General features: G+C 67.8%; 25 protein-coding genes. 9 read left to right on the forward strand and 16 right to left on the reverse strand.

Features of this window, described 5'->3' with window-relative positions:
* Positions 1–107 precede the first annotated feature (107 nt).
* The 3 genes from DIE08_RS22105 (at position 108) to DIE08_RS22120 (ending at position 3,722) form a co-directional block, all read left to right on the forward strand.
* Positions 108–371 (forward strand): type B 50S ribosomal protein L31, encoded by a 264-nt coding sequence (locus DIE08_RS22105; RefSeq protein WP_059604341.1) that lies wholly within the window; start codon positions 108–110, stop codon positions 369–371.
* Between the two features lie 226 nt (positions 372–597).
* A complete protein-coding gene (locus DIE08_RS22115; RefSeq protein WP_124903569.1) occupies positions 598–2,355 on the forward strand; it encodes a glycosyltransferase family 39 protein in 1,758 nt (585 codons plus the stop codon).
* Between the two features lie 2 nt (positions 2,356–2,357).
* The gene (locus tag DIE08_RS22120) at positions 2,358–3,722 is read left to right on the forward strand and encodes an MATE family efflux transporter (RefSeq protein WP_124903571.1); all 1,365 of its coding nucleotides are present in this window, start codon (positions 2,358–2,360) and stop codon (positions 3,720–3,722) included.
* 15 nt (positions 3,723–3,737) lie between these two features.
* Here the strand turns inward: DIE08_RS22120 and lipA are convergent, their stop codons facing one another.
* The 5 genes from lipA to DIE08_RS22145 form a co-directional block, all read right to left on the reverse strand.
* Positions 3,738–4,703, reverse strand: a complete 966-nt coding sequence (gene lipA, locus DIE08_RS22125) for a lipoyl synthase (RefSeq protein ID WP_059604332.1) — start codon at positions 4,701–4,703, stop codon at positions 3,738–3,740.
* Between the two features lie 2 nt (positions 4,704–4,705).
* Entirely contained in the window at positions 4,706–5,821 is a 1,116-nt protein-coding gene (locus tag DIE08_RS22130; protein ID WP_124903573.1) for an acetoin dehydrogenase dihydrolipoyllysine-residue acetyltransferase subunit, read from the reverse strand.
* 4 nt (positions 5,822–5,825) lie between these two features.
* Positions 5,826–6,830, reverse strand: a complete 1,005-nt coding sequence (locus tag DIE08_RS22135; RefSeq protein ID WP_059604326.1) for an alpha-ketoacid dehydrogenase subunit beta — start codon at positions 6,828–6,830, stop codon at positions 5,826–5,828.
* Positions 6,831–6,898: 68 nt separating this feature from the next.
* Positions 6,899–7,882, reverse strand: a complete 984-nt coding sequence (locus tag DIE08_RS22140; RefSeq protein ID WP_059604323.1) for a thiamine pyrophosphate-dependent dehydrogenase E1 component subunit alpha — start codon at positions 7,880–7,882, stop codon at positions 6,899–6,901.
* A 100-nt stretch (positions 7,883–7,982) separates the two neighbouring features.
* Entirely contained in the window at positions 7,983–9,041 is a 1,059-nt protein-coding gene (locus DIE08_RS22145) for an ATP-NAD kinase family protein (protein WP_059604320.1), read from the reverse strand.
* A gap of 522 nt (positions 9,042–9,563) precedes the next feature.
* Here DIE08_RS22145 and DIE08_RS22150 point away from each other — a divergent pair.
* Positions 9,564–11,483 (forward strand): sigma-54-dependent Fis family transcriptional regulator, encoded by a 1,920-nt coding sequence (locus DIE08_RS22150; protein WP_124903575.1) that lies wholly within the window; start codon positions 9,564–9,566, stop codon positions 11,481–11,483.
* A gap of 19 nt (positions 11,484–11,502) precedes the next feature.
* On the opposite strand, the gene DIE08_RS22155 is transcribed toward DIE08_RS22150, so the two are convergent.
* Both DIE08_RS22155 and DIE08_RS22160 read right to left on the reverse strand, forming a co-directional pair.
* The gene (locus DIE08_RS22155) at positions 11,503–11,937 is read right to left on the reverse strand and encodes a carboxymuconolactone decarboxylase family protein (RefSeq protein WP_124622620.1); all 435 of its coding nucleotides are present in this window, start codon (positions 11,935–11,937) and stop codon (positions 11,503–11,505) included.
* Positions 11,921–12,382 carry a MerR family transcriptional regulator gene (locus DIE08_RS22160; protein ID WP_124903577.1) on the reverse strand — a complete coding sequence of 154 codons (462 nt, stop codon included), beginning with the start codon at positions 12,380–12,382 and terminating at the stop codon, positions 11,921–11,923. Before DIE08_RS22160 ends, DIE08_RS22155 begins: the two co-directional genes overlap by 17 nt.
* A gap of 286 nt (positions 12,383–12,668) precedes the next feature.
* On the opposite strand from DIE08_RS22160, the gene DIE08_RS22165 reads away from it, so the two are divergent.
* Together DIE08_RS22165 and DIE08_RS22170 are read left to right on the forward strand one after the other, a co-directional pair.
* Positions 12,669–13,265, forward strand: a complete 597-nt coding sequence (locus DIE08_RS22165; RefSeq protein WP_124903579.1) for a helix-hairpin-helix domain-containing protein — start codon at positions 12,669–12,671, stop codon at positions 13,263–13,265.
* A gap of 88 nt (positions 13,266–13,353) precedes the next feature.
* A complete protein-coding gene (locus DIE08_RS22170) occupies positions 13,354–13,785 on the forward strand; it encodes a YidB family protein (protein WP_059604306.1) in 432 nt (143 codons plus the stop codon).
* A gap of 128 nt (positions 13,786–13,913) precedes the next feature.
* Here DIE08_RS22170 and clpB read toward each other — a convergent pair whose 3' ends face one another.
* Positions 13,914–16,511 (reverse strand): ATP-dependent chaperone ClpB, encoded by a 2,598-nt coding sequence (gene clpB / locus DIE08_RS22175; protein ID WP_124903581.1) that lies wholly within the window; start codon positions 16,509–16,511, stop codon positions 13,914–13,916.
* A 156-nt stretch (positions 16,512–16,667) separates the two neighbouring features.
* Positions 16,668–17,186 (reverse strand): Rrf2 family transcriptional regulator, encoded by a 519-nt coding sequence (locus DIE08_RS22180; RefSeq protein ID WP_124903583.1) that lies wholly within the window; start codon positions 17,184–17,186, stop codon positions 16,668–16,670.
* Positions 17,187–17,451: 265 nt separating this feature from the next.
* Between DIE08_RS22180 and DIE08_RS22185 the strand changes: the two genes are divergently transcribed.
* Positions 17,452–18,012, forward strand: a complete 561-nt coding sequence (locus DIE08_RS22185) for a group III truncated hemoglobin (RefSeq protein ID WP_059604299.1) — start codon at positions 17,452–17,454, stop codon at positions 18,010–18,012.
* A gap of 69 nt (positions 18,013–18,081) precedes the next feature.
* Here the strand turns inward: DIE08_RS22185 and DIE08_RS22190 are convergent, their stop codons facing one another.
* The 6 genes from DIE08_RS22190 to DIE08_RS22215 all read right to left on the reverse strand — a co-directional run bounded on the left by DIE08_RS22190 (position 18,082) and on the right by DIE08_RS22215 (position 24,445).
* Positions 18,082–18,558 (reverse strand): molybdenum cofactor biosynthesis protein MoaE, encoded by a 477-nt coding sequence (locus tag DIE08_RS22190; RefSeq protein ID WP_059604296.1) that lies wholly within the window; start codon positions 18,556–18,558, stop codon positions 18,082–18,084.
* Positions 18,559–18,568: 10 nt separating this feature from the next.
* Entirely contained in the window at positions 18,569–18,826 is a 258-nt protein-coding gene (gene moaD, locus DIE08_RS22195; RefSeq protein ID WP_006758354.1) for a molybdopterin converting factor subunit 1, read from the reverse strand.
* A gap of 19 nt (positions 18,827–18,845) precedes the next feature.
* Positions 18,846–20,093, reverse strand: coding sequence for a gephyrin-like molybdotransferase Glp (gene glp, locus DIE08_RS22200; protein ID WP_059680094.1), 1,248 nt, complete (start codon positions 20,091–20,093; stop codon positions 18,846–18,848).
* 266 nt (positions 20,094–20,359) lie between these two features.
* On the reverse strand, positions 20,360–21,811 hold the full coding sequence (thrC, locus tag DIE08_RS22205; RefSeq protein WP_124622612.1) for a threonine synthase: 1,452 nt from the start codon (positions 21,809–21,811) through the stop codon (positions 20,360–20,362).
* A 14-nt stretch (positions 21,812–21,825) separates the two neighbouring features.
* Positions 21,826–23,154, reverse strand: a complete 1,329-nt coding sequence (locus DIE08_RS22210; RefSeq protein ID WP_124903585.1) for a homoserine dehydrogenase — start codon at positions 23,152–23,154, stop codon at positions 21,826–21,828.
* 52 nt (positions 23,155–23,206) lie between these two features.
* Positions 23,207–24,445 carry a pyridoxal phosphate-dependent aminotransferase gene (locus DIE08_RS22215; protein ID WP_124903587.1) on the reverse strand — a complete coding sequence of 413 codons (1,239 nt, stop codon included), beginning with the start codon at positions 24,443–24,445 and terminating at the stop codon, positions 23,207–23,209.
* Positions 24,446–24,761: 316 nt separating this feature from the next.
* Here DIE08_RS22215 and DIE08_RS22220 point away from each other — a divergent pair, with 316 nt between their 5' ends.
* The gene (locus tag DIE08_RS22220; protein WP_059604281.1) at positions 24,762–25,136 is read left to right on the forward strand and encodes an Mth938-like domain-containing protein; all 375 of its coding nucleotides are present in this window, start codon (positions 24,762–24,764) and stop codon (positions 25,134–25,136) included.
* On the opposite strand, the gene DIE08_RS35710 is transcribed toward DIE08_RS22220, so the two are convergent.
* Complete coding sequence (locus DIE08_RS35710; RefSeq protein ID WP_174908827.1) at positions 25,133–25,273, reverse strand: hypothetical protein; 141 nt, start codon at positions 25,271–25,273, stop codon at positions 25,133–25,135. The two genes, DIE08_RS22220 and DIE08_RS35710, sit on opposite strands and share 4 nt — an antisense overlap.
* Between DIE08_RS35710 and DIE08_RS22225 the strand changes: the two genes are divergently transcribed.
* Positions 25,272–26,948 (forward strand): glycosyltransferase family 39 protein, encoded by a 1,677-nt coding sequence (locus tag DIE08_RS22225; protein ID WP_124622607.1) that lies wholly within the window; start codon positions 25,272–25,274, stop codon positions 26,946–26,948. The two genes, DIE08_RS35710 and DIE08_RS22225, sit on opposite strands and share 2 nt — an antisense overlap.
* The last annotated feature ends 6 nt before the right edge of the window (positions 26,949–26,954 follow it).

A 26,954-nucleotide genomic window follows, 5' to 3' on the forward strand; every position in this document is an offset into this window, starting at 1 on the left:
CTTAGGCAAGTGGCTCGCGCCGGGCTTGACGTCGGCTGAATCGTGCAAATGCGTGCGGTCCGGCACGGCAAGCGGCGGGTTGGCTACCGCTCTCACCAAGGAACATCATGAAACCTGGCATTCACCCGGACTACCGCGAAGTCGTCTTCCAAGACATGTCGAACGGCTTCAAGTTCATCACGCGCTCGACGATCCAGACGCGTGAAACCGTCGAACACGAAGGCAAGACCTACCCGCTCGCCAAGATCGAAGTGTCGTCGGAATCGCACTCGTTCTACACGGGTCAGCAAAAGATCATGGACACGGCAGGCCGTGTCGAGAAGTTCAAGAACAAGTTCGGCGCACGCGCCAGCGGCAAGGTCGCGAAGTAAGCTTCGCACCGATCCGGTGGTTGCAACGCACCGGTACCGCACGAAAGGGCAGCCCAGGCTGCCCTTTTTTGTCTCCGCTCGCCGGGAAAACACCGCACGGCGGCCGGTGCAGGGGCAATCGTCCGACGCGCAACGGCCGGCGCGTCTACAATGCCGGATGCCCGAATCCGGCGCCGTCGGCGCATGACCGCGCCGGCCGCCTGCTCATAACAAATCACTCATCTGCATGAAGCCAGTCGTTCGTCTCACCGCCTCCGCCACGCGCGCGCTGCCGCGCTGGCTGCTGCTTACGCTCTGCCTCGTCTACGCGGCGTTCGGCCTGTTCGGCCGCGACCCGTGGAAGAACGAGGACGCTGCAGGCTTCGGCGTGATGTGGACGATGGCCACCGGCGGCTGGCACGATTGGCTGCTGCCGAATCTCGTCGGCAAGTTCATCACGACCGACGGGCCGCTCGGCTACTGGCTCGGCGCGCTGTCGATCCGCGCGCTGGCACCGTGGGTCGACGCGAGCAACGCGTCGCGCGTCGACACGGGCGTGCTGTTCTGCCTCGCGTGCGCGTTCGTCTGGTACGCCGCCTACCTGCTCGGCCGGCGCGCCGAGGTCCAGCCGTTCAAGTACGCATTCGGCGGCGAGCCGGAGCCGCGGGACTACGGCCGCACGCTTGCCGACGGCGCGCTGCTGGTCCTCGTCGCGTGCTTCGGGCTCGCGGAGCGCGGGCACGAAACGACGCCGCAGCTCGCGCAGTTCGCGTGGATCGCGATGTTCGTGTACGGCATCGTGCGCGGCATCGACAAGCCGATGCAGGGTGCGCTGTGGTGGGGCGTCGCGATCGGCCTCGTCGCGCTGTCCGGCAACCCGGTGCTCGTCGTCGCGCTGCTCGCCGGCACGGCCGCACTGTGGCTCGTCACGCCGGAGATGCGCAACCTGCGCCTGCCGCTGATCGGCCTGCCGCTTGCGGCCGCGATCTTCGCGCTGTGGCCGCTCGCCGCGTTCCACGCGGCACCCGACGACGCCGCGTGGTTCTTCAATCAGTGGATCCACGGCAGCCTGATGCGCTTCTCGGGCCCGCCGACCGCGGTGCTCGCCTACGCGGCGAAGAACCTGCCGCTCTTCACGTGGCCCGCGTGGCCGCTCGCGATCTGGGCGTGGTGGAGCTGGGCCGGCATGCGCCGCCGCGCGCACATCGCGATTCCGCTGTCGGTCGTGGTACCGCTCGTCGCGCTCGTGATCCTGCAGAGCCAGCAGTCGAACCGCATGTACATGCTGCTGCTGCCGCCGCTCGCGGTGCTCGCTACCTTCGCGCTGCCGACGCTCAAGCGCGGCGCGATCAACGCGTTCGACTGGTTCGCGGTGCTGAGCTTCACGATCCTCGGCACCTTCGTGTGGCTCGTATGGCTCGCGTCGCTCACCGGCTTCCCGCACCCGCTCGCGCGCAACCTCGCGCGCCTGGTGCCGGGCTACGAACCGCACTTCAAGATCCTCTCGTTCATCTGCGCGGTGATCGTCACCGTGTGCTGGTGCCTGCTCGCGCGCTGGCGCATCTCGCGCCAGCCGAAGGTGCTGTGGCGCAGCGTCGTGCTGTCGGGCGCGGGCACCACGCTGATGTGGGTGCTGCTGATGACGCTGTGGCTGCCGATCGTCAACTACGGCCGGACTTACAGCGATGTCGCGCAACAGATCGCGTCGCATCTGCCGAAAGACTATGAGTGCATCGCGCCCGTGCGGCTCGGCGATGCGCAGATCGCGACCTTCGCGTACTTCGGCGACATGCACTTCGAATTCTCGGGCGACTGCGACGTGATCCTGCGCCAGGACCGCGCGGACTTCGGCGAGCCGAGCGCGATGTCGCAATACGTGTGGCGTCTCGTGTGGGAAGGCCGTCGCGTCGCCGACCGCGACGAACGCTTCCGACTGTACGAGCGCATCGAGCGGCCAACGGCGCCCGTCAAGCGCCGCGGCCCGCGCCACCGGACGGTCGATTGACGATGTTCGCCGACATCCGCCGGATCGTCGGTCTCGCGTGGCCGGTGCTCGTCGGCCAGCTCGCGATCATCGCGTTCGGCGTGATCGACACGGCGATGGTCGGCCGGTATTCGGCCATCGACCTGGCCGCACTCGGGCTCGGTTCGTCGATCTACGTGTCGGTCTACATCGGGATGACGGGCATCCTGTCCGCGCTGCAGCCCATCACCGGGCAACTTTACGGTGCGCGGCGCTACGCGGAAATCGGCGAGGAAGTCCGTCAGGCGCTGTGGCTCGCGCTGATGCTCGCGGTTCCCGGCTTCCTGCTGCTGCACTTTCCCGAACCGCTGCTGCACATCGCGCACGCACCGCCCGCGCTGCACGATCGCACGGTCGATTACCTTCGAATCCTGTCGTACGGCCTGCCGGCGAGCCTCGTGTTCCGGATCTACAACGCGCTGGCCAACGCGGCCGGCAAGCCGCGCCTCGCGATGATCCTGCAGGTTGGCGCGCTGCTGCTCAAGTTTCCCCTCAACGTGTGGTTCATCTTCGGCGGCTTCGGCGTGCCGGCCCTCGGGGGGCCCGGCTGCGGGCTCGCCAGCACGCTGATCAACTGGGCGCTCGCCCTGATCGGCTTCACGCTGCTCGCAAAGCTCGACGTGTTCTCGCCGCTTTCGATCTTCTCGCGCTTTTGCTGGCCCGTCTGGGCACGCCAGAAGGCGATCCTGAAGCTCGGCGTGCCGATGGGCCTGTCATACCTGATCGAGGTCACGTCGTACACGTGCATGGCACTCTTCATCGCGCAATTCGGTACGACGACGCTCGCCGGCCATCAGATCGCCGGCAACATCGGCGCGGTGCTGTACATGACGCCGCTGTCGATCGGCGTCGCGGCGTCGACGCTGGTGGCACGCGCACTCGGCGCCGGCCGCCCGGACGAGGCACGCCTGCTCGGCCGGCACAGCGTGATGCTCGCGTGCGGGATCGCGGCGGCGTACGGCGTGCTCGTGTTCACGCTGCGTCCGCTGATCGTCGGCGGCTACACACCGAACCCGGCCGTGGCCGCCGCCGCGCTGCCGCTCGTCGCGATCGTCACCTGCTACCACTTCTTCGACGCGCTGCAGATCACGTCCGCATTCGTGCTGCGCGCGTACAAGGTCGCGGTCGTGCCGACCGTGATCTATGCGGTCGCGCTATGGGGCGTCGGGCTCGGCGGCGGCTACGTGCTCGGTTTCGACGTCGGCGGCATCGCGCCCGCCTGGCTGACCGGCGCGCGCGGCTTCTGGTTCGCGAACACGATCAGCCTGATGCTCGCGGGCGCAGGCCTCGCGCTCTACCTGCGCCACGTCAGCCGCACGCAACCGGCCGTCAGCGCATACGGCTCATGACGCATGGCGCGCGGCCTACGCGCCCTCCAGCACGTCGGCCGCGTGGTACGAGGACCGCACGAGCGGACCGGCAACGACTTCCCTGAACCCGAGCGCCAACCCCTCGTCTCGCCACGCGGCGAACGCATCGGGGCTCACGTAGCGGCGCACCGGCAGATGGTGCGCGGACGGCGCGAGATACTGGCCGAGCGTCAGCACGTCGACCTCGTGCGCGCGCAGGTCGCGCAGCGTGTCCCGCACCTCGTCGTCGCGCTCGCCGAGCCCGAGCATCAAGCCCGATTTCGTCACGAGCGTCGGCCGCGCGGCCTTCGCCTGCGCGAGCAGTTCGAGCGAACCGCGATAGTCGGCGCCCGGCCGCGCCGCCCGATACAGCGACGGCACCGTCTCGATATTGTGATTGAACACGTCCGGCCACGCTGACGACAACGCATCGAGCGCCCGCGCGACGCGGCCACGGAAATCGGGCGTCAGCACCTCGACGCCGATGCCCGGCACGCTCGCGCGCACCGCCGCGATGCAGGCCGCAAAATGCGCAGCGCCGCCATCGCGCAGGTCGTCGCGATCGACCGACGTGATCACGACGTAGCGTAGTTCGAGTGCCGCGACCGCGTCGGCGAGCCGCGCGGGCTCGTCGGGATCGAGCGGATCGGGGCGGCCGTGCGCGACGTCGCAGAACGGGCAGCGCCGCGTGCACAGTCCGCCCATGATCATGAAAGTCGCGGTGCGCTGCGCGAAGCATTCGCCGATGTTCGGGCACATCGCCTCCTCGCAGACGGAATGCAGCCGATGATCGCGCAGCACGGCCGCCATGTCGGCGACCGCCCCGCTCATCATCGGCCGCGCCCGCAGCCACGGCGGCTTAGGCAGCGCCGCGCCGGCTGCGGGCTCGACGCGCACCGGAATGCGCGCGAGCTTGTCGCGGCTCCTCGCGCCCGGCTGGCCGAGCGCGGTGAGACTGGGTCGTTCGAGCGCGGCGGCCATCGTCAGTCTCCGAGAAACGCGACGATCAAGCGGTTCACGTCGGCAGCCGCCTCCATCTGCACCATGTGGCCGCTGCCGGCGATCACCTCGACCCGCACGCCGTCCGGCAAGCCCTGCGCATGCTGCGCCGGAATCACCTCGTCGCGCTCGCCCCAGATCACGAGCGTGCGCGGCGCGAGCGCCTCGACGCGGTCGCGGAACACGCGCCGCTGGGACGCGCCGTCGAACGCGGCGTTCGCGATCTTCTCCAGCGCGGCCTGCACACCTTCGAGCCGCTTGTACTTGACGAGATCCTCGACCAGTTGCCGCGTGACGAGCGCGTCGTCGGCGAACAATGCGCCGAGGTGCGGCTTCAGTGTGTTGCGGCTGTTGCCGGCGACGAAGCCGTCGATATAGGCGCGGTTGATATCGGTGCCGAGCCCCGCGCTCGCGATCAGCGTCAGCGACGCGACGCGTTGCGGCGCGCGTTCGGCCGCGGCCATCGCGACCGCGCCGCCCATCGAATGCCCGATCAGATGCGCACGATCGATGTGCTGCGCGTCGAGCAGCGCGAGCACCGCGTCGGCCAGTTCGTCGAGACTGCCCGTGTCGACCGCCTTGCCCGACTCGCCGTGCCCGGGCAGGTCGAGCGCCCACACGGGCCGATGCGCGGCCAGCTCCGCGTGGTTGAACAGCCAGTTGTTCAGGTCCCCGCCGAAGCCGTGGATCAGCACCGCAGGCGTACCCGACCCGTCGCCGAGTTTCAGGAACCGGACCGTGCGTCCGCCGATCGGCGCCTTCTCGGGTTGCGGACCCGACGCGTCGTCGGCGGCCGCGGCCGGCACGAAATCGCGCTGGAATTCGGCGATCGCCGCGTCGATGTCGGCATCGCTTGCCTCGGCCGCGGCCACCACGCCGAGCAGCGCACCGACCGGCAGCGTCTCGCCCTCCTGCGCGACCTGTCGGCGCAGCGTGCCGTCGAACGCGCACTCGACGCCCGACGAGATCTTGTCGGTCTCGACGTCGAGCACTTCGTCGCCCTTCGTCACGCGTTCGCCGATCGCCTTCAGCCAACCGTTGACCTGCCCCTGCTCCATCGACAGCCCCCACTTGGGCATCGTGATCATGTGAATCGACATCGTGTCAGCTCCTCGTCTTCAGTACCGCCTGCGCGATCGCGTCGGCGGATGGGATGTAAAGGTCTTCCAGCACGCCGGCGAACGGCGTGGGCGTGTGCGGTGCGGTCACGAGCTCGATCGGTGCCTTGAGCGATCGGAACGCGCGCCGCGCGACGAGCGCGGCGATGTCGGTCGCGATCGAGCAGCGCGGGGTCGCTTCATCGACCACCACCACGCGCCCGGTGCGCTCCGCGCTTTCGAGGATCGTTTCCTCGTCGAGCGGCGACGTCGTGCGCAGGTCGATCACGTCGACCTGGATGCCGTCCTTCGCGAGCTTCGCGGCCGCGTCGGTCGCGAGGTGCACCATGCGGCCATAGGTGACGATCGTCGCGTCATCGCCGTCGCGCACGATGTTCGCCTCGCCGAACGGAATCGCATAGGATTCCTCAGGCACATCGCCTTCGCGCGTGTAGAGAAGCTTGTGCTCGAGGAAGATCACGGGATCGTTGTCGCGGATCGACTGGATCAGCAGCCCCTTCGCGTCGTAAGGCGTCGATGGGCACACGACCTTCAGCCCCGGGATGTGCGTAAACAGCGACGTGAGCATCTGCGAATGCTGCGCGGCCGCGCGCAGGCCGGCGCCGTACATCGCGCGAATCACGACCGGCGTCACGGCCTTGCCGCCGAACATGTAACGGAACTTCGCGGCCTGATTGAATATCTGGTCGAAGCACACGCCCATGAAATCGATGAACATCAGCTCCGCGACGGGCCGCATCCCGCACGCGGCCGCGCCGACCGCCGCGCCGATGTAGCCGCCTTCCGAAAGCGGCGTATCGAGCACGCGGCCCGGAAACTTGTGGAACAGCCCCTTCGTCACGCCGAGCACGCCGCCCCATGCGTCATCCTCGCCCGGCGCGCCCGCGCCGCCCGCGTTGTCCTCGCCCATCACGATCACGCTGTCGTCGCGCGCCATTTCCTGCGCGAGCGCCTCGTTGATCGCCTGCGAATAAGTGATCTTCCTTGCCATGTCCGTCTCCTGGAATATTGGGTTCGCCGTGCCGGCTGCAGGCCGGTGGCCGCTGTGTCACATCGCGCTCACGGGTACGACACGTACACGTCGGTCAGCAAATCGGCCGCGTCGGGCAGCGGCGCGGCCTTCGCCTGCGCGACCGCGTCGTCGATCAGCGCCTTCACCTGCGCATCGACCGCGCGCAGTTCGTCGGTCGTCAGCACCTCGGCACGCACGACGCGCGTCTCGAAATGTTTCAGGCAGTCCTTCTCGTCGCGCAGCTTCTGTACTTCGCCCGGCGCGCGATAGGTCTGCGCGTCGCCTTCGAAGTGACCGAAATAGCGCGTGAACTTCACTTCGACGAGCGTCGGGCCGCCACCGTTGCGTGCGCGTGCGACAGCTTCGCCGAGCGCTTCGTGCACCGCGAAGAAGTCGAAGCCGTCGACGATCACGCCCGGCATCCCGAAGCCGTTCGCGCGGTCGGCGATGTTGTCGGTCGCGACCGACCAGCTCGACGACGTCGCTTCCGCATAACCGTTGTTTTCTGCCACGAAGATCGCCGGCAGCCGCCACACCGACGCAAGGTTCATCGATTCGAAGATCACGCCCTGATTCGACGCACCGTCGCCGAAGAAGCACACCCCGACGCCGCCCGTCTTCTTGTGCTTGGCCGCGAGCGCCGCGCCGCACACGAGCGGGCCGCCCGCGCCGACGATCCCGTTCGCGCCGAGCATCCCCATCGACAGGTCGGCGATGTGCATCGAACCGCCCTTGCCGTGGCAAACGCCCGTCTTCTTTCCGTAGATCTCGGCCATCATCCCGTGCACGTCGACGCCTTTCGCGATGCAGTGGCCGTGCCCGCGGTGCGTGGTGGCGACATAGTCCTCAAGGCCGAGGTGCAACATGGTGCCGACCGCGGAGGCCTCCTCGCCCGCGTACAGGTGAACGAAGCCGGGGATTTCGCCGGTCGCGAACTCGACGTGCAGGCGCTCCTCGAATTCGCGGATCGTGCGCATCAGCCGATACGCATCCAGCAGCGTGTCCCTGCTGAGCTGTGTCGAAACGGTCATGTGTGTCTCCTTGATAGGTCTGACTGCGAATGCCGCCGCGGCAACGCCCCGGCGACGGATTGCACGACGGCCCGGCCGTCGGTGAAACGTGAAGCCGGCGTCAGCCGCGCCACGCGCCGGCATCGCGCAGCAACTGCCGCGACGACGCGTAACGCAGCGTGCGGCCGACATCGACGGTCAGCGGCCCGCGCCAGTCGAGCGCGATCTCGTAGCGGTCGCCGCGCGTGACCTCGATCTCGCGCTCGCCATCGAACGCGAGCGTGCCGTGTTCGAACGGGATCGTCTGCCACGCACCCGGCTCGAGCCGCTCGCAGCTGCGCATCACGACGCGATCGACGCGGCCGGGTGCGATCGGCGCGACGAGCGGCGTGCCGGCGGTCTTGCCATCGGCGGCGAAACGCATCGCGAGCCCGTGCGGCGCGCTGCGCTCGAGCGGTGCCCACGCGCCGCCGAGCGCGGACAGGCCGATGCCGTCCGGCTCCGCGAAAGTCAGATAGAGCGTGTCGATGTCGTCAGGCCCCGAGATCGCGCGCGCGCCGATGAAGCGCTGGCGGGCCGCGCACACGTCGACGAGCGCGATCTCCTCGCGCCCCGCGTTCGGGCCCGCCCCGCAGCGCACGACGAGCCGCTTGTTGCGCGCGAACGCGACCTCGGCCGGCACGGCGCCGGTCGCGACGAGTCCGGCCGCGACGCCCGCGACGGTCGCCTCGCGATGTTCGGGAAACGCGTTGTTGGTGCCGGTGGACAGCGCGACGAGCGGCGTCGCGCCGCAATGCGCGGCGACCGCGCGATGGGTGCCGTCGCCGCCGAGCACGACGATCAGCGCGACTTCCATCCGGTGCATGTATGCGGCGCCGGCGTGCGTGTCGGCGACGGTATCGGAGATCGGCAGGTCCACGAATTCGACGTCGGGCCAGCGTTCGTGCGGCGCGACCGCGCGATGCGTATCGAGCGCACGCATCAGCAGCGTCGCGATGCCCGTCTTGTCGCGTAAGGTCAGCACGCGCTCGACGCCCATCGCGCCGAGGCCGGCGAGCAGGCGCACGACCATGTTGGCCTTTTCCGCCGTCGGGAACACGGATGCATGCGTCGTCAGGCGGCGAATGTCGCGCCCCGATGCGGGGTTCGCGATCACGCCGACGGTCACGGGCGTCGTCACGGGCTTGTCTCCATCCAGTGGACCGGCGCTCGCGCCGGCCCTGCATGTGTCGTCCGCCGTCATCGAGGGCAGCGGATCATCGCACCCGACGCGACCGCGCCGGGCTTGCCCATGACATCTGCAAGCGGCGTGCCACCGTGTGTGCGATGACCACGGAACCCGCGTGCGGACTGGCTCTGCGGACATGCCGATCAGCGACATCTGCCTCCTTGACAGCCCGACGCTCCGCGAAACCGCCCGTGCGTCTCACGCCGTCGATGTCCCGGCGCACCGGCTTCGGCACCTTCATCCGGATTGCGCGTCGGCCGGCAAGCCACGCGTATCGCGGCGCGGCGCGCGACACCATGACGTGGGCCACCATCGCGCGCGGCATGCCCGCGCGTCTCAATCGCGCGAGACCGGCTGAGATGCCGCTGAGACGAACGTCTCACGCCGCGCGCGTGCTGCGATGCAATGTGATCCGCGCAGGCGGATGTGCTACAAGAACATCGAATTCCCCGTCGTACGGAACCGGAGCCGACCATGCCCTACGCCGTCCCCCAGGCCCAGCACGCCGACCGTGTGCTCGGCGCGCTCGCCGGACGCCTGCCCGCGCCTGCCGATTCCGCGCGTCTCGTGTCGTCGTGGCAGCGCTCGCTCGAGCGCTACGCGCTCGACCCCGCGTCGTCGATCGGCCCGCGCGTGCTGACCGCGGCCGAGCTGCGCGAGGTGCGCGACAAGGAGGAAGCCTTCCTGCGCGCGTCGGGCCAGTGCCTGACGCGCCTGCACGACATGATTCGCGTCGCGGATTACTGCGTGATGCTGACCGACGCGCACGGCGTGACGATCGATTACCGGATCGACCGCGAACGCCGCAACGACTTCCGACATGCGGGGCTGCACATCGGCTCGTGCTGGTCCGAAAGCGAGGAAGGGACCTGCGGGGTCGCGAGCGTGCTGACCGATCTCGCGCCGATCACCGTGCACAAGACCGACCACTTCCGCGCGGCGTTCACCACGCTCACCTGCAGCGCGGCCCCGATCTTCGCGCCGGGCGGCGAACTGATCGGCGTGCTCGACGCGTCGGCCGTCCAGTCGCCGGACGGCCGCGACAGCCAGCGTCTCGTGTACCAGCTCGTGCGGCAGAGCGCGGCGCTGATCGAGGACGGCTATTTCGTGCACAGCACCGCGCAATACTGGATATTGTTCGGGCATCCGAATCGTCACTACGTCGAGGCGCAGCCCGAATGGCTGATCGCGTTCGACGAGTGCGGCAACATCGTCGCCGCGAACCGGCAGGCGCGCGACGCGCTGCCGGCGCTGCGCGAACCGCGCCATATCGACGAGATCTTCGACGCAACCGAGATGCCGCTGCGCGACGCCGCGCGGCTCGACGCGATCGTCGCGCTGCGGCTGCGCGCGACGGGTGCCCCGCTCTATGCGCGGCTGCGCGCGCCGCTACGGCGCGCCGGCCGCGAAACCGGCACGGCATCGCGCCGCCCCGGCACCGCGCAGCGCCACGTCGGCGCCCTGACGCCGTTCCTGCACAGCAGCGACGCGCGCGTCGCGCAGCAGGCCGAACTCGCGCTGCGTGTCGCGAGCAAGCGGCTGCCGATTCTCGTACTCGGCGAAACCGGCGCAGGCAAGGAAGTATTCGCCCGCGCGATCCACGACGCCGGTGCGCGACGCGCACGGCCGTTCGTCGCGGTCAACTGCGGCGCGCTGCCCGAGGCGCTGATCGAAAGCGAGCTGTTCGGCTATGCGGCAGGTGCGTTCACCGGTGCGCGCAAGCACGGCGCGCGCGGCAAGATCGCGCTTGCCGACGGCGGCACGCTGTTCCTCGACGAAATCGGCGACATGCCGCTCACGCTGCAGACGCGCCTGCTGCGCGTGCTCGCCGACGGCGAGGTCGTGCCGCTCGGCAGCGATACGCCCGTGCGCGTCGATCTCGACGTGATCTGCGCGACGCACCGCGATCTCGCGCGCATGGTGGCCGACGGCACGTTCCGCGAGGATCTGTATTACCGGCTGAGCGGCGCGACGTTCGAACTGCCGCCGCTGCGCGAGCGCGCGGACGTGCGCGACGTGATCGCCGCGGTATTCGCCGAGGAAGCACAGGCGACCGGCCACGTGCTCACGCTCGACACGTCGCTCGCCGAGCAACTCGCCGCGTATCCCTGGCCCGGCAACGTGCGGCAACTGCGCAACGTGCTGCGCTATGCGTGCGCGGTGTGCGATGCCGCCCGCGTGACGCGGCGCGACCTGCCGGCCGATCTCGCCGCGCAGCTCGGCGCCGGCCCGGCCGGCGGCGCGCTGCCGGACGACGAACGCGGCCGCATCGTCGCGGCGCTCACCGCGCATCGCTGGCGGCCTGACGCGGCCGCGCAGGCGCTCGGCATCTCGCGCGCGACGCTGTACCGGCGGATCGCGAAACACCGGATCGTCGCGCCGCACCGCGCGTGACGAGCCGGCGCGACCGCCATCACGCGGCCTGCGCGGCCACTTCGCCTGCTTTCCCGGCCTCACCCGCCGCTTCGTCGCGCCGCGCGAACACCTCGTGCGCGGCGAACAGCGCGTTCAGCGCGGCCGGGAAACCTGCGTAGACGGCCATCTGCATGAACACCTCGACGATCTCGTCGCGCGTGCAGCCCACGTTCAGTGCCGCCTCGACATGCACCTTCAGTTGCGGCTGCGCGTTGCCGAGCGCGGCCAGCGCCGCGATCGTCGCGATCTCGCGCGCCCTCAGGTCGAGCTGCGGCCGGCTGTAGATGTCGCCGAAGCCGAACTCGACGAGCAGCCGCCCGAAGTCCGGCGCGATCGGCGCAAGCGCCGCGATCACGCGTTCGCCCACTTCGCCGTCGATTTCCTTCAGCTTGTTCCAGCCGCGCGTGTAGCGATCTTCAACGAGTCGATCCATGGTGTCCGTCCTGTTCCAAGAGTGAATGAGTAGCGTTCGCCCGTCGTTCCGTCTCGCGCTCCTTGGCCTCGTAGTACGCGATCTTGTCGCCGATCGCGTCGAGGCTCGCCTGCAGTTCCGCGATATGCGCGCGCACCGCGTCGCGATGCGCGGCCAGCAAGTTGCGCCGCGCACCGAACGTCGACTCGCCTTGCGCACGCAGCGCCGCGAACTGCTGCATCTGCGCAATCGGCATGCCGGTCGCCTTCAGGCGCATCACGAAGGCAAGCCAGTCGAGGTCGGCCGGCGCATAGAGCCGGTGCCCCGCCGCCGTGCGTGAAATCGCGCGCAGCAGGCCGGCCTGCTCGTAATACCGCAGCGTATGCGTCGACACGCCGGTCAGTTCGGCGACTTGCCCGATCGTCAGCGGACCGGCGGCGGAAGGTCTGGATACGGTTTTCGACATGGCAGGATCAAGGTTAGGAGTTAGAGTTCACTCTAAGTCAAGCGTTGTCGAATGGCCAGCCACGACAATCCGAAATCACCGCCGCGAACACCGTAAAGAATGGTCAAAACCGCCGCCCGACTCGGCTTTCTGTCTTTACAGCGACGCAAGCCTTCAGCAAGATTCAGTCAGCCTGTCTTAAAAAGGGCACGCATTTGTCCTATGCTTAACGGCGACGCCCGGCCAGGTCTCGCCCCGCCGTCCGTTGCAACAGCCATTCATCCGTCAGAACCAGGGAGCCTTTGCCATGCTGAAAAAGCTGCTGATGCTGTTCGTCGCGCTGTCGCTGTCGCTCGCCGCCGGCATCGCCGCGGCCGTCGAAGTCAACACGGCCGACCAGGCCGCGCTCGAATCGGTGAAGGGCCTCGGGCCCGTGAAGTCGAAGGCGATCATCGACGAACGCACCAAGAACGGCCCGTTCAAGGACGCGGACGATCTCGCGAACCGCGTGAAGGGTCTCGGCACGAAGTCGGTCGGGCATCTCGAGGAAAACGGCCTGACGATCGGCGGCTCGTCGACGCCGCCGAAGGGCGTGAAGCTGTCGAAGCCGGCCGCGACGACGTCGGCGACCACGTCGGCCACGACGTCGACATCGACGTCGACTACCGCAACGGCCGGCACGACGGCGACGGCCCCGGCCGCGAGCGCCCCCGAAGCAGCGACCAAGCCGGCCAAGAGCAAGCGCATGTCGAAGAAGGAAAAGGCAGCCGCGGCCGCAGCGGCATCCGCCGATGCGGGAGCGAGCGCGCCGGCCGCAGCGTCGTCCACGAAGGCGACGAAGGGCTCGAAGAAGAAGAGCAAGAAGGACAAGGCAGCCTCCGCCGCCGCGGCGTCGGGCGCCTGATATGCGCCACGCGCGCGATCGCGTGCGCGCGGCATTCGATCAACGGGCGCCGTCGTTGCGGCGCCCTTTTCAGTAAAGGTGAAGAACCATGGGTCTCCTCGACATCGTTGGCGGTCTGATCGGCGGCCAGGCCGGCGGCAACTCGCAAAGCGCGCTCATCACGACGGCGCTCGAATTCATCAACAACCAGCCGGGCGGCCTGAACGGGCTGATCGAGAAGTTCAAGGCCGGCGGCGCCGGCGACATCATCGGCTCGTGGGTCGGTAACGGCGAAAACCAGCCGATCTCGGCCGACACGCTGCAGAACGTGCTCGGTTCCGACGTCGTCGGCTCGCTGGCGAGCAAGGTCGGCATCGATCCGTCTCAGGCATCGTCGATCCTCGCGCAGGTGCTGCCGCACGTCGTCAACGGCGCGACGCCGAACGGCGAAGTGCCGGCCGGCGGCCAGGTCGATACGTCGAACGTGCTCGGCACGCTCACGCAGCTCGCCGGCATGTTCGGCGGCAGCAAGCAGGCCTGAGCCCGCAGCGCGCCGGCTGACCGCCTCGACGGCGGTTTCGGCCGCCCCATATGCAAACACCCCGCCTGAGCGGGGTGTTTGTTTTTGCGCGCCCGGCGCGAACCGGGCGTGCGGCCGATCACCGGCGATCAGTGCACGACGCGATCGAACACGAACGTGCCGTCGCTGACGTCGACCGGGATCACGTCCTTCGGGCCAAAGCGGCCCGCGAGGATCAGCTTCGCGACCGGATTCTCGATCTCCTGCTGGATCGCGCGCTTCAGCGGCCGCGCGCCGAACAGCGGATCGTAGCCGACCTTCGCGATCTGTTCGAGCGCGGTGGGCGACACGTCGAGCGCCATGTCGAGCTTCGCGAGCCGGTCGTGCAGGCGCGCGAGCTGGATCTTCGCGATCGATTCGATGTTGCTGCGATCGAGCGCGTGGAACACGACGACGTCGTCGATCCGGTTCAGGAACTCGGGGCGGAAGTGCTGCTTCACTTCCAGCCACACGGCGTCCTTGATCTCTTCCTGCGGCGAGCCCGTCATGGCCTGGATCACCTGCGAGCCGAGGTTCGACGTCATCACGATCACCGTGTTCTTGAAGTCGACCGTGCGCCCCTGCCCGTCGGTCATGCGGCCGTCGTCGAGCACCTGCAGCAGCACGTTGAACACGTCCGGGTGGGCCTTCTCGATCTCGTCGAGCAGGATCACGCTGTACGGCTTGCGGCGCACGGCTTCCGTCAGGTAGCCGCCTTCCTCGTAGCCGACATAGCCCGGCGGCGCACCGATCAGCCGCGCGACGCTGTGCTTCTCCATGAACTCGCTCATGTCGATGCGGATCAGGTGCTCTTCCGAATCGAACAGGAACGACGCCAGCGCCTTGCACAGCTCGGTCTTGCCGACCCCCGTCGGGCCGAGGAACAGGAACGAGCCGTACGGGCGGTTCGGATCGGCGAGACCCGCGCGCGAACGACGGATCGCGTCCGCCACCGCGCTGATCGCCTCGTCCTGGCCGACCACGCGTTCGTGCAGTTTTTCCTCGATGTGCAGCAGCTTCTCGCGTTCGCCCTGCATCATCCGCGACACCGGAATTCCGGTTGCGCGCGACACGACTTCCGCGATTTCTTCCGCGCCGACCTGCGTGCGCAGCAGACGCGGACGCGTCGGGTTGTGCTGCTCCTGCTCTTCGGCCTGCGTGACCTGCTTCAGCTGCGCCTCGAGTTGCGGCAGCTTGCCGTACTGCAGCTCGGCGACCTTCTCGAGCTTGCCTTCGCGCTGCAGGCGCGCGATGTCCGCCCGCACCTTCTCGATCTCTTCCTTGAGCTGCGCGCTGCCCTGCACCGCAGCCTTCTCGGCAGTCCAGATCTCTTCCAGGTCCGCATATTCGCGGCCGAGGCGTTCGATCTCTTCCTCGATCAACTGCAGGCGCTTCTGCGACGCCTCGTCCTGCTCCTTCTTCACGGCCTCGCGCTCGATCTTCAGCTGGATCAGACGACGATCGAGCTTGTCCATCTCTTCGGGCTTCGAATCGATTTCCATCTTGATCTTCGACGCGGCCTCGTCGATCAGGTCGATCGCCTTGTCCGGCAGGAAGCGGTCGGTGATGTAGCGATGCGACAGCTCGGCCGCGGCGACGATCGCCGGGTCGGTGATGTCGACACCGTGGTGCAGTTCGTACTTCTCCTGCAGCCCGCGCAGGATCGCGATCGTCGCCTCGACGCTCGGCTCGTCGACGAGCACCTTCTGGAAGCGGCGTTCGAGCGCGGCGTCCTTCTCGATGTACTTGCGGTATTCGTCGAGCGTGGTCGCGCCGATGCAGTGCAGCTCGCCGCGCGACAGCGCCGGCTTCAGCATGTTGCCTGCGTCCATCGCGCCTTCGGCCTTGCCGGCACCGACCATCGTATGGATCTCGTCGATGAACACGATCGTCCGGCCTTCGTCCTTGGCGATGTCGTTGAGCACGGCCTTCAGACGCTCCTCGAACTCGCCGCGATACTTCGCGCCGGCGAGCAGCGCGGCCATGTCGAGCGACAGCACGCGCTTGCCCTTCAGCGTCTCGGGCACTTCGCCGTTGACGATGCGCTGCGCGAGCCCTTCGACGATCGCCGTCTTGCCGACACCCGGCTCGCCGATCAGCACCGGGTTGTTCTTGGTCCGGCGCTGCAGGATCTGGATCGAACGGCGGATTTCATCGTCGCGGCCGATCACCGGATCGAGCTTGCCCGCGCGGGCGCGCTCGGTCAGGTCGACCGTGTATTTCTTCAGCGCCTCGCGCTGGCTTTCGGCGTCCTGGCTGTGCACCTGCGAGCCGCCGCGCACCGCGGCGATCGCGGCTTCGAGCGCCTTGCGCGTGAGGCCGTGCTGGCGCGCAAGCTTGCCGGCTTCGCCCTTGTCGTCGGAGACCGCGAGCAGGAACATCTCGCTCGCGATGAACGTGTCGTTGAGTTTCTGCGCCTCCCTGTCGGCCTGGTTCAGCAGCCCGGCCAACTCACGGCCGATCTGGATGTCGCCGCCCGTGCCCGTTACTTGCGGCAGGCGCGAGATGGCTTCGTTCAGCGCGCCTTGCAGCGCCTGTACGTGCACGCCCGCGCGCGACATCAGCGAGCGGGCGGAGCCGTCCTGCTGAGCGACCAGCGCCGCCAGCACGTGAACGGGTTCGATGTATTGATTGTCGCGGCCTGCCGCGAGGCTTTGCGCGTCCGCGAGTGCTTCCTGGAACTTGGTGGTGAGCTTGTCGATTCTCATTTGGCGAGACCTCCAATTTTCGATTAACACCAAGATGAGGATGGTTATACGGGTTTCAAGCGAAATTCGGGTTGATTCAGCGCAAAAATAGCCGGGCGGCGATGCGGCGGCCTGCGGGCGGGCCGCCGCCCGGATGGTGGCGGTGGTACCGGCGTGTCAGCCGACCTTCGACGACGATTCGGCGGACGCCGCTGCGTCATCCCCGGACGGCTCGGCACGCACCAGCGCGATCGGACGAATACCCAGCAGCGCGACGAGCGGCGACGCGGGCACGGTCAGCTCGCCGAGCGTGTGACGGTCGAGTTCGGCGAAGAATGCGTCGCGCGCGGCCGCCAGCACGCCCTTCAGGCGGCAATGCGGCTCGATCACGCAGTCGCGCGACGCGTCGCCGTCGGCCGCAAAGCAGCCGACCAGCGCGAAATCGTTCTCGGTCGCCCGCACCACCTGGCCGACCGTCAGCTTCAGCGATTCGGGGAACAGCCGCAGCCCGCCGTTGCGGCCGCGCACGGTATCGACCCAGCCGAGCTCGCCGAGCTGCTGCACGACCTTCATCAGATGGTTCTTCGAGATGCCGTAGGCGTCCGAGATCTCCTGGATCGTCGCGAGCCCCTCGCCGCGCACGGCGAGGTACAGCATGACGCGCAGCGAATAGTCGGTGTAGTCAGTGAGTCTCATGAGCGAATACGGAAAATGATCGATCGCGCCCAGATCAAGCGGGACGGATCAATCGGAACGCGCGCCGTGACGGTTCTCGAGGCCGCTTGACGGCGCCGGGTTGCCGGGACGGCCTGCGCGCAATAATATTCATGAAATCTACGCATTTTTCGGGCATTGATGGACGCTATTTTGCGTCAAAATTCTGTCGGCGTCCTGCGCGTTGCCCACGCTGCCGTTCCGCGGGCACGACACTGACGCCCTGATTTTCCCGGCCCTTTTTTCCATGACCGCCCTGCCCGCCTCGCCCGATACCGCCCCGGCCCGCCCTCGCGACGCCGAGCCAACAGAAGACAATATTCGCGACCTCGTGTATGCGTTCTACGACCGCGTGCGCGCCGATCCGCTGCTCGGCCCCGTGTTTGACGCGAAGCTGGACGGTCGCTGGGACGACCATCTGCCGAAGATGGTGAGCTTCTGGTCGAGCCTCGTGCTCGGCACCAAGGGCTATCGCGGCAACGTGCAGCAGGCGCACCAGCCACTCGACGGGATCGAGCCCGCGCATTTCAGCCGCTGGCTGTCGCTGTTCCTGAAGACCGTCGAGGGGCGCTACACGCCGCCCGCGGCCATCCGCTTCATGGAGCCCGCGCTGCGCATCGCGCAGAGCCTGCAGTTGAGCCGCTTCGGCTGGGATTATCAGATTCCACCCGAGCAGCAGGCGCTGCTCGACGCGATCGCGCCACGCCGCCGCGACACGGGCGACGATCCGCATGCGCTGCCGTCACGCGCCCGCGGCGAGCCGTTTCCGACGAAGATCATCGGGCGCGGCACGGATCCGGACGCCTGACACCTCGATTCGCAGCGCCGGATCGCTCGAGTGCCTGCGGCACATCGCCGCACGACACGTACGCCGCGCTCAACGCGGCGTGTTGCCCGATTCGACGCCCCAGCGCGCGAGCGCCGCATCGTCGGTGCTGCGAGCATCGACCCAGCGCTCGCCGTCGGGCGTCGTTTCCTTCTTCCAGAACGGCGCCTCGGTCTTCAGGTAGTCCATCACGAACTCGCACGACGCGAACGCATCGCCGCGATGCGATGCGACCGTCGCGACCATCACGATCTGGTCGAGCGGCAGCAGCCGGCCGACGCGATGCACGATCGCGACGTCGATCCCGGGCCAGCGCCGGCCAGCCTCGGCGGCGATCTTCTCGAGCGCCTTCTCGGTCATCCCCGGATAATGCTCGAGCTCCATCGCGGCGACCGAATCGCCTTCGTTCAGGTCGCGCACGGTGCCAACGAAGCAGGCGACCGCGCCGATCTTCGGGTTGCGCGCGCGTAGCGCCGCCACTTCGGCGTTCAGGTCGAAATCGTTGGCCTGCACTCGTACCGTAGCCATCGCCCGCCTCTCAACCGCCCGTCACGGGCGGAAAAAACGCGACCTCGCAACCGTCGGTGAGCCGCGTATCGGGGTCGGTCATCTCGTGATTGCATGCCATGCGCAACGCGCGCCCTTCGGCGAGCGTCTCGGCCCACGCGCCGCCGCGCAGGCGCAGCCATGCGCGCACGTCGCCAACGGTCGTCACGCCGTCCGGCACGTCGGCCTGCTCGTCGGATACGCCCAGTGCCTCGCGCACGCTTGCAAAGAATTTCAGTTGAATCTTCATGGGTCAGGAAGCCGTCGCGTTACGACAGCAGTTCGGAAAACGGAATGAAACGCACGGTCTCGCCTGCGCTGATCGCGTGCTGCGGCGGATTGTCGATCAGGCCGTCGCCCCAGACCGTCGACGTCAGCACCGCCGAGCTCTGGTTCGGGAACAGGTCGAGGCCGCCGGCCGCGTTGACGCGCGCGCGCAGGAATTCGTTGCGCCGGTCGCCCTTGCTTTGCGAGAAGTCCGCGCGCAGCGACAGCGCGCGCGGCGCGACGTCGCGCACGCCGGACAGGCGCAGCAGGAACGGCCGCACGAACAGCAGGAACGTGACGAAGCTCGACACGGGATTGCCCGGCAGCCCGATGAAGTGCGCGTCGGGATGCGCGTCGCCGCGGCGCACCGCGCCGAACGCGAGCGGCTTGCCCGGCTTCATCGCGATCTGCCACAGCGCGAGCCGACCTTCGGCTTCGACGGCCGGCTTCACGTGATCCTCGTCGCCGACCGATACGCCGCCGCTCGTCAGGATCACGTCGTGATCGCGCGCGGCCTCACGCAGCGTGTCGCGCGTCGCGGCGAGCGAGTCGGGCACGATCCCGTAGTCGGTCACGTGGCAGCCGAGCCGCTCAAGCAGTCCGCGTAGCGTGAAGCGGTTCGAATTGTAGATCGCGCCGGGCTTCAGCGGCTCGCCCGGCATCGTCAGTTCGTCGCCGGTGAAGAACACCGCGACGCGAATCCGCCGCGCGACCGACAGCTGCGCGCAGCCGACCGACGCGGCCAGCCCGAGCGCCTGTGGCGTAAGCCGCGTACCGGCCGGCAGGATCACCGAACCCTGGCGGATGTCCGCGCCCTGCGCGGTGATCCATTCACCGGCCTTCGGCGTGTGGAGGATTTCGACCGCATCGCCGTCGGCCGACGCCTGCTCCTGCATCACGACGGCATCGGCGCCGGGCGGCACCGTCGCGCCGGTGAAGATCCGTGCGGCCGTGCCCGCCGCGAGCGGCGCGGCCGGATGGCCCGCCGGAATCCGCTGCGACACCGGCAAGCGCCGCTCGCCGTGCAGCAGGTCGGCGACGCGCACCGCATAGCCGTCCATCGCGCTCGTATGCATCGGCGGCACGTCGAGCGGCGAGCTCACGTCGGCCGCCAGCACGCGGCCGAGCCCGTCGAGCGTGGCGACGGTTTCAGCGCCGGGCAGCGGCTTCGCGGCTTCGAGCAGCGCGGCGAGCGCTTCGGCGGTCGACAGCATCGGCGCGCGCGGCGCCGCGGGATTCGGGTTCGACATCGATGGAATCGGGGATCGTTGGAATCAATACGTCATTGTAGCGACGCCATCGCGCCCACGTGCGATATGCCGGACATGCGACAACCGTGATCGGCGCGAACGCGCGGCACTGGCACTTGATTCGCGCGCCATCTGACAATGCCCCTGCGCGCGGCCGCCACCAAGCGAAACGGCCGGAACCCCGATCCGTGTGACGAATCGGCATTCCGGCCGTCCTGCACCGCCGGGCTTGCGACCCCGCGGCCCGAGGCTACCCCGGTGCTACGTTACGCGCCCGTATGCGCGGCAATGAAGTCCTTCACCTGCTGCGCATCGGCCTTCACGACCTCGAAACGCTGCGGCAGCGCCTCGAGCCCGTCGAATGCCGCCGGCCGCTCGGCCTCGCGATCGAGCGCTTCGCGGATCGTCTCCCCGAACTTGATCGGCTGGGCCGTCTCGAGCACGACCATCGGCACGCCCGCGTCGAGGTGCTCGCGCGCGACCTTCACGCCGTCGGCCGTGTGCGTATCGATCATCGTGTCGTAGCGCGAGAACACGTCGCGGATCGTCGCGATGCGGTCCGCGTGGCTGCTGCGACCCGACACGAAGCCGAACTCGGCCACGCGCGCGAAATCGCCGCTCGCCGCGAGATCGAAACCGCCCTTCTCCTCGACGTCGCGGAACAACTGCATCACGCGTGCCGGATCGCGGCCGAGCAGGTCGAACACGAAGCGTTCGAAGTTCGACGCCTTCGAGATATCCATGCTCGGGCTGCTCGTGTGATACGTGTGTTCCGCGCTGCGCACGCGATATGCGCCGGTGCGGAAGAACTCGTCGAGCACGTCGTTCTCGTTGGTCGCGACCACGAGCTTGGCGATCGGCAGGCCCATCATCCGCGCGATGTGACCCGCGCAGACGTTGCCGAAGTTGCCCGACGGCACCGTGAACGACACGCGCTCGTCGTTGGACGTCGTCGCCGCGAAATAGCCCTTGAAGTAGTACACGACCTGCGCGACGACGCGCGCCCAGTTGATCGAGTTGACCGTGCCGATCTTGTGCCGCGCCTTGAACGTGTGATCGTTCGACACGGCCTTCACGATGTCCTGGCAGTCGTCGAACACGCCTTCGACCGCGAGGTTGAAGATGTTCGGATCCTGCAGGCTGAACATCTGGGCGGTCTGGAACGCACTCATCTTCTTGTGCGGCGACAGCATGAACACGCGCACGCCGGCCTTGCCGCGCATCGCGTATTCGGCCGCGCTGCCCGTGTCGCCGGACGTCGCGCCGAGGATGTTCAGCGCTTCGCCGTGCTTCGCGAGCGTGTACTCGAACAGGTTGCCGAGCAGCTGCATCGCCATGTCCTTGAACGCGAGCGTCGGGCCGTTCGACAGTTCGAGCAGCGAGATCGGCGCGCCGTTCTCGGTGCCGAGCGTCTTCAGCGGCGTGATGTCGGACGCGTTCTCGCCGTGGCGCGTGTTGCTGTATACGGCGGCCGTATACGTGCGGCGCGTGATCGCGCGCAGGTCGTCGGCCGGCACGTCGTCGCAGAACTTCGACAGGATCTCGAACGCGAGATCCGCGTACGGCAGCGTGCGCCAGCGCGCCAGTTCGTCGGCCGACACCTTCGGGTACTCGGCCGGCAGGTACAGCCCGCCGTCCTTCGCGAGACCGCCGAGCAGGATGTCGGAGAACGTGTGGCGCTCGCCGATGCCGGCGCCGCGCGTGGAGATGTAGTTCATGTCGTTCCTGGTCCTCAGTTCAGCGCTTCCATGCGCAGCTTCGTCACCTTCGAGACCACCGTCGCGAGGCCTTCGATCTGCGCGATCGCCGCGTTCACGTGCTTCTCCTGCGTCTCGTGCGTGATCAGGATGATGTCGGTTTCGCCCTTCGCGTCGTCGACCTGCTCCGATTCCTTCTGCAGCAGCGCGTCGATCGAGATGCCCGATTCGGCGAGGATGCGCGTGATGTTGGCGAGCACGCCCGTCTGGTCGGCCACCCGCAGGCGCAGGTAGTAGCCGCTCGTGACTTCCTCGATCGGCAGGATCGGCGTGTTCGACAGGCTGTCCGGCTGGAACGCGAGGTGCGGCACGCGATGCTCGGGGTCGGCCGTGTGCAGCCGCGTGACGTCGACGAGATCCGCGACGACCGCCGATGCGGTCGGTTCCGCGCCCGCGCCCTTGCCGTAGTACAGCGTCGTGCCGACCGCGTCGCCGTGCACGACGACCGCGTTCATCGCGCCCTCGACGTTCGCGAGCAGGCGCTTCTCGGGAATCAGCGTCGGATGCACGCGCAGCTCGATGCCGTTTTCGGCACGGCGCGTGATGCCGAGCAGCTTGATCCGGTAGCCGAGCTCTTCCGCGTAGCGGATGTCGGTCGCGTCGAGCTTGCTGATCCCTTCGACGTACGCGCGGTCGAACTGGACCGGCACGCCGAACGCGATCGCGCTCATGATCGTCGCCTTGTGCGCGGCGTCGACGCCTTCGATGTCGAAGGTCGGATCGGCTTCCGCGTAGCCGAGTTCCTGTGCGGCCTTCAGCGCGGTCGCGAAGTCGAGGCCGCGGTCGCGCATTTCCGACAGGATGTAGTTCGTCGTGCCGTTGATGATGCCCGCGATGTACTGGATGCGGTTCGCGGTCAGGCCTTCGCGCAGCGCCTTGATGATCGGGATGCCGCCGGCGACGGCCGCCTCGAACGCGACCATCACGCCCTTTTCGCGCGCGGCCTCGAAGATCTCGGTGCCGTGCACCGCGAGCAGCGCCTTGTTCGCCGTCACGACGTGCTTGCCGTTCGCGATCGCGCGCAGCACGAGCTCGCGCGCGATGCCCGTGCCGCCGATCATCTCGGCGATGATCGAAATCGACGGATCGTCGACGACCGCGTTGAAATCGTCGGTGATCTGCGCGGCGCCGACGTTACCGCCGAGCGCGGCCTGCGCCTTGGCCGGGTTGCGCACCGCGATGCGCGCGACCTCGATGCCGCGCCCCGCGCGTCGCTTGATTTCTTCCTGGTTGCGGTGCAGCACCGTGAAGGTGCCGCTGCCGACGGTGCCGAAGCCCAACAGGCCAACTTTGATCGGTTCCATGCTGCGTGTGATCGATGAGTAAGAGTGAATGAATGCCGGGGACGATGTCCGCTCAGACCGAATGGCGCTTGCGGTAGCCGTCGAGGAAGCGCGCGATCCGGTTGATCGAATCGGTCAGGTCGTCGAGGTTCGGCAGGAAGACCACGCGGAAGTGATCCGGCGCCGCCCAGTTGAAGCCCGTACCCTGCACGAGCAGCACGCGTTCCTCGAGCAACAGGTCGAGGATGAACTGCTGGTCGTTCTGGATCGGATAGAGCTTCGGATCGAGGCGCGGGAACATGTACAGCGCGGCCTGCGGCTTCACGCAGGTCACGCCCGGAATTGACGTGAGCATGTCATACGCCAGCTCGCGCTGCTTGTACAGGCGCCCGCTCGGCACGATCAGCTCGTTGATGCTCTGGTAGCCGCCGAGCGCGGTCTGGATCGCGAACTGGCCGGGCACGTTCGCGCACAGGCGCATCGACGACAGGATCCCGAGCCCTTCCAGGTAATCCTTCGCGCGCCGGCGGTTGTCGCCGCCGAGGCCCGACACGGCCATCCAGCCCGCGCGGTAGCCGCACGAGCGATAGCTCTTCGACAGGCTGTTGAACGTGACGGTGATCACGTCTTCCGACAGCGAGCCCAGCGCCGTGTGCTCGAGCCCGTCGTAGATGATCTTGTCGTAGACCTCGTCGGCAAACACGATCAGCCCGTGCTGGCGCGCGATCTCGAGCAGATCGCGCAGCAATTCGTCGGAATAAAGCGCGCCGGTCGGGTTGTTCGGGTTGATCACGACGATCGCCTTGGTGTTCGGCGTGATCTTGCGGCGGATGTCGTCGAGGTCGGGCATCCACGCGTTCTGCTCGTCGCACACGTAATGCACGGGCGTGCCGCCCGACAGGCTCACGGCGGCCGTCCACAGCGGGTAGTCGGGCGCCGGCAGCAGCACTTCGTCGCCGTCGTTCAGGAGCGCCTGGGTCGCCATCACGATCAGCTCGGACGCGCCGTTGCCGATGTAGATGTCGTCGAGGCCGACGCCGACGACGCCCTTTTGCTGCGTGTAGTGCATCACGGCCTTGCGGGCCGAGAACACGCCCTTCGAATCCGAATAGCCGGACGACGCCGGCAGGTTGCGGATCATGTCCTGGATGATTTCGTCCGGCGCGTCGAAACCGAACGGCGCGAGGTTGCCAATGTTCAGCTTGATGATGCGGTGGCCTTCTTCCTCGAGGCGCTTCGCGTGCTCGAGCACCGGGCCACGGATGTCGTAGCAGACGTTGAGCAGCTTGTTCGACTTCTGAATCGGTTTCACGACGACACGGTTCCTGGGTTGGCCTTGCGGCCGGGGGACGGGATCAAAACTGGAGAGCGGCCGGTCTGTGCGCGCTGTCTAGACTGGGGAAAATGCGGGCGGTCGGACGCGGCTTGTGGCGACGCACGATGCAACTGGCGCCCGGGGGCAACCAAAAAGTTATAATTTAGCGGATTTTGGCCGACTTTCGCAATGCACCATGGCCGCTCCGGGCCCGCGCCGTCAGGCGTCCCGCGCGCGGCGGTCGCGAAACCGGCCGCCCGGGCCCGTGCGGCCCTTGCCAGACAATCCCTCCACGGAACCGCGGAATACCGATTTGAAACTGCACCAGGACGCGAGCGGCGCGCTCAACACCGTCACCGGCTACGGCCCCGATTATGTCGACGTCAACCTCCAACGCCACGAAGGAAGCGTCATCGTGCTGCCCGGCGCACCGGTGCGGGACTGGCCCGTGTCGTCGTTCGACGCGCTCGCGCCCGAGCATTTCGCGATGCTGCTCGACCCGGCACCCGAACTCGTGATCTTCGGCAGCGGCGCGCGGCTGCGCTTCCCACACCCGCGCCTCGTGGCCATGCTCACGGCCAAGCGCATCGGCGTCGAGACGATGGATTTCCAGGCTGCCTGCCGTACCTACAACATCCTGATGGCCGAGGGCCGCAAGGTCGCCGCCGCGCTCTTAATTGAACGTTAATCACCGTTGCGGTAAAACTCGGGCCGGCACACCGGGTCGATCCCCGGATCGTCCTCCGGGTCGATGACCGGCACGCCGGCCGCCCCCGGCGCAACCCGCCGGCGGCTCTTACAACAACCAACAGGCTGAAAATCCATGAACGATACGCCGCCGAGGCTACCGCTCAATCGCATCACGCTCGTCCTCCTGCTCGTCGCACTCGCGATCGTCTGGTTCGCGCCGCTCGGGCTGCGCCACCTGATCCCGAGCGACGAAGGCCGCTACGCCGAAATGGCGCGGGAAATGTTCGTCACCGGCGACTGGATCACACCGCGCTACAACGGCTACAAGTACTTCGAGAAGCCGCCGCTGCAGACCTGGCTGAACGCGCTGACGTTCGCGTGGTTCGGCATTGGCGAATGGCAGGCGCGCCTCTACACGGGCCTCGCCAGCTTCGCCGGCGTGCTGCTGGTCGGCTTCACGGGCGCGCGCCTGTTCAACCCGCTGTCCGGCTTCCTCGCGGCCGTCGTGCTCGCGTGCTCGCCGTACTGGAACCTGATGGGCCACTTCAACGCGCTCGACATGGGGCTCGCGTTCTGGATGACGCTGTCGCTCTGCTCGCTGCTGCTCGCGCAGCGGCCCGGGCTGCAGGCGGGCGCGGCGCGCGGCTGGATGTGGGCGTGCTGGGGCGCGATGGCGTTCGCCGTGCTGTCCAAGGGCCTCGTCGGCCTGATCCTGCCCGGCGCCGTGCTGGTGCTCTATACGCTGATCGCCCGCGACTGGGCGCTGTGGAAGCGGCTGTACCTGGTCAGCGGCCTCGTGATCTTCTTCGCGATCGTCACGCCGTGGTTCGTGCTCGTCCAGCAGCGCAACCCCGAGTTCTTCAACTTCTTCTTCATCGTCCAGCAGTTCCGCCGGTATCTGACCCCGGAACAGAACCGCCCGGGCCCGCTCTACTATTTCGTGCCGGTGCTGCTGGTCGGCTTCCTGCCGTGGCTGTCCGTCGCATGGCAGAGCATCCGCCATGCACTGCGCATGCCGCGCCAGCCGAACGGTTTCTCTCCGATGCTCGTGCTGCTGATCTGGAGCGCGTTCATCTTCCTGTTCTTCAGCGCATCGCATTCGAAGCTGATCTCTTACGTGCTGCCGGTCGCGCCAGCGCTCGCGCTGATGATCGGCGCGTACCTGCCGCTGATGAGCGCCGACCGGTTCCGCCGTCACCTGCTCGGCTACCTCGTATTCTTAGTCGTCGCGGCGTTCGGGATCATCTTCCTCGCGTATCAGGGCGACGCCCGCACGCCGAACGCGCTGTACCGCGCGTTCCAGCTATGGCTGTACGCGGGCCTCGCGGTCGCGGGTGCGCTGACGCTCGCGGCCGCATGGCTGAACCGTCGCGTGGGTGTCGCGGCCGCGATCACCGCGTTCGGCGCCGCGTGGCTCGCGTTCGGCACGATCGGCGGCACCGGTCACGATGAATTCGGCCGCTACAGCTCGGGCGCGCTGCTCGCGCCCGCCGTGCGCGCCGAACTGGCGAAGCTGCCGCCCGACACACCGTTCTATTCGATCGAGATGCTCGATCACACGTTCCCGTTCTATATGGGCCACACGACGATCATGGTCCAGCGCCAGGACGAACTCGCATTCGGGATCTCGGTCGAGCCGAACAAATGGATCCCGACCGTCGACCAATGGATCGAACGCTGGAAGCAGGACACCCATGCGCTCGCGATCATGCCGCCCGGCCAGTACGACACGCTGGTCAAGCAAGGCGTGGCGATGCGCGTGATCGCGCGCGACAACCGCCGCGTGATCGTCGAGAAACCGCAATCGTAAGGACGC

This window comes from Burkholderia sp. Bp9004 (assembly GCF_003858025.1).
GTDB lineage: Bacteria > Pseudomonadota > Gammaproteobacteria > Burkholderiales > Burkholderiaceae > Burkholderia > Burkholderia diffusa.

Excerpts from the sequence above, each read along its gene's own strand:
- DIE08_RS22165 (WP_124903579.1), top strand. The coding sequence starts at position 12,669 with ATGCTGAAAAAGCTGCTGATGCTGTTCGTCGCGCTGTCGCTGTCGCTC.
- DIE08_RS22190 (WP_059604296.1), bottom strand. The coding sequence starts at position 18,558 with ATGGCTACGGTACGAGTGCAGGCCAACGATTTCGACCTGAACGCCGAA.
- DIE08_RS35710 (WP_174908827.1), bottom strand. The coding sequence starts at position 25,273 with ATGGATTTTCAGCCTGTTGGTTGTTGTAAGAGCCGCCGGCGGGTTGCG.
- lipA (WP_059604332.1), bottom strand. The coding sequence starts at position 4,703 with ATGGCCGCCGCGCTCGAACGACCCAGTCTCACCGCGCTCGGCCAGCCG.
- DIE08_RS22130 (WP_124903573.1), bottom strand. The coding sequence starts at position 5,821 with ATGTCGATTCACATGATCACGATGCCCAAGTGGGGGCTGTCGATGGAG.
- DIE08_RS22185 (WP_059604299.1), top strand. The coding sequence starts at position 17,452 with ATGACCGCCCTGCCCGCCTCGCCCGATACCGCCCCGGCCCGCCCTCGC.
- DIE08_RS22210 (WP_124903585.1), bottom strand. The coding sequence starts at position 23,154 with ATGGAACCGATCAAAGTTGGCCTGTTGGGCTTCGGCACCGTCGGCAGC.
- glp (WP_059680094.1), bottom strand. The coding sequence starts at position 20,093 with ATGTCGAACCCGAATCCCGCGGCGCCGCGCGCGCCGATGCTGTCGACC.
- DIE08_RS22150 (WP_124903575.1), top strand. The coding sequence starts at position 9,564 with ATGCCCTACGCCGTCCCCCAGGCCCAGCACGCCGACCGTGTGCTCGGC.
- moaD (WP_006758354.1), bottom strand. The coding sequence starts at position 18,826 with ATGAAGATTCAACTGAAATTCTTTGCAAGCGTGCGCGAGGCACTGGGC.
- DIE08_RS22160 (WP_124903577.1), bottom strand. The coding sequence starts at position 12,382 with ATGTCGAAAACCGTATCCAGACCTTCCGCCGCCGGTCCGCTGACGATC.
- DIE08_RS22135 (WP_059604326.1), bottom strand. The coding sequence starts at position 6,830 with ATGGCAAGGAAGATCACTTATTCGCAGGCGATCAACGAGGCGCTCGCG.
- thrC (WP_124622612.1), bottom strand. The coding sequence starts at position 21,811 with ATGAACTACATCTCCACGCGCGGCGCCGGCATCGGCGAGCGCCACACG.
- DIE08_RS22155 (WP_124622620.1), bottom strand. The coding sequence starts at position 11,937 with ATGGATCGACTCGTTGAAGATCGCTACACGCGCGGCTGGAACAAGCTG.
- DIE08_RS22120 (WP_124903571.1), top strand. The coding sequence starts at position 2,358 with ATGTTCGCCGACATCCGCCGGATCGTCGGTCTCGCGTGGCCGGTGCTC.
- clpB (WP_124903581.1), bottom strand. The coding sequence starts at position 16,511 with ATGAGAATCGACAAGCTCACCACCAAGTTCCAGGAAGCACTCGCGGAC.
- DIE08_RS22105 (WP_059604341.1), top strand. The coding sequence starts at position 108 with ATGAAACCTGGCATTCACCCGGACTACCGCGAAGTCGTCTTCCAAGAC.
- DIE08_RS22170 (WP_059604306.1), top strand. The coding sequence starts at position 13,354 with ATGGGTCTCCTCGACATCGTTGGCGGTCTGATCGGCGGCCAGGCCGGC.
- DIE08_RS22140 (WP_059604323.1), bottom strand. The coding sequence starts at position 7,882 with ATGACCGTTTCGACACAGCTCAGCAGGGACACGCTGCTGGATGCGTAT.
- DIE08_RS22180 (WP_124903583.1), bottom strand. The coding sequence starts at position 17,186 with ATGAGACTCACTGACTACACCGACTATTCGCTGCGCGTCATGCTGTAC.
- DIE08_RS22225 (WP_124622607.1), top strand. The coding sequence starts at position 25,272 with ATGAACGATACGCCGCCGAGGCTACCGCTCAATCGCATCACGCTCGTC.
- DIE08_RS22115 (WP_124903569.1), top strand. The coding sequence starts at position 598 with ATGAAGCCAGTCGTTCGTCTCACCGCCTCCGCCACGCGCGCGCTGCCG.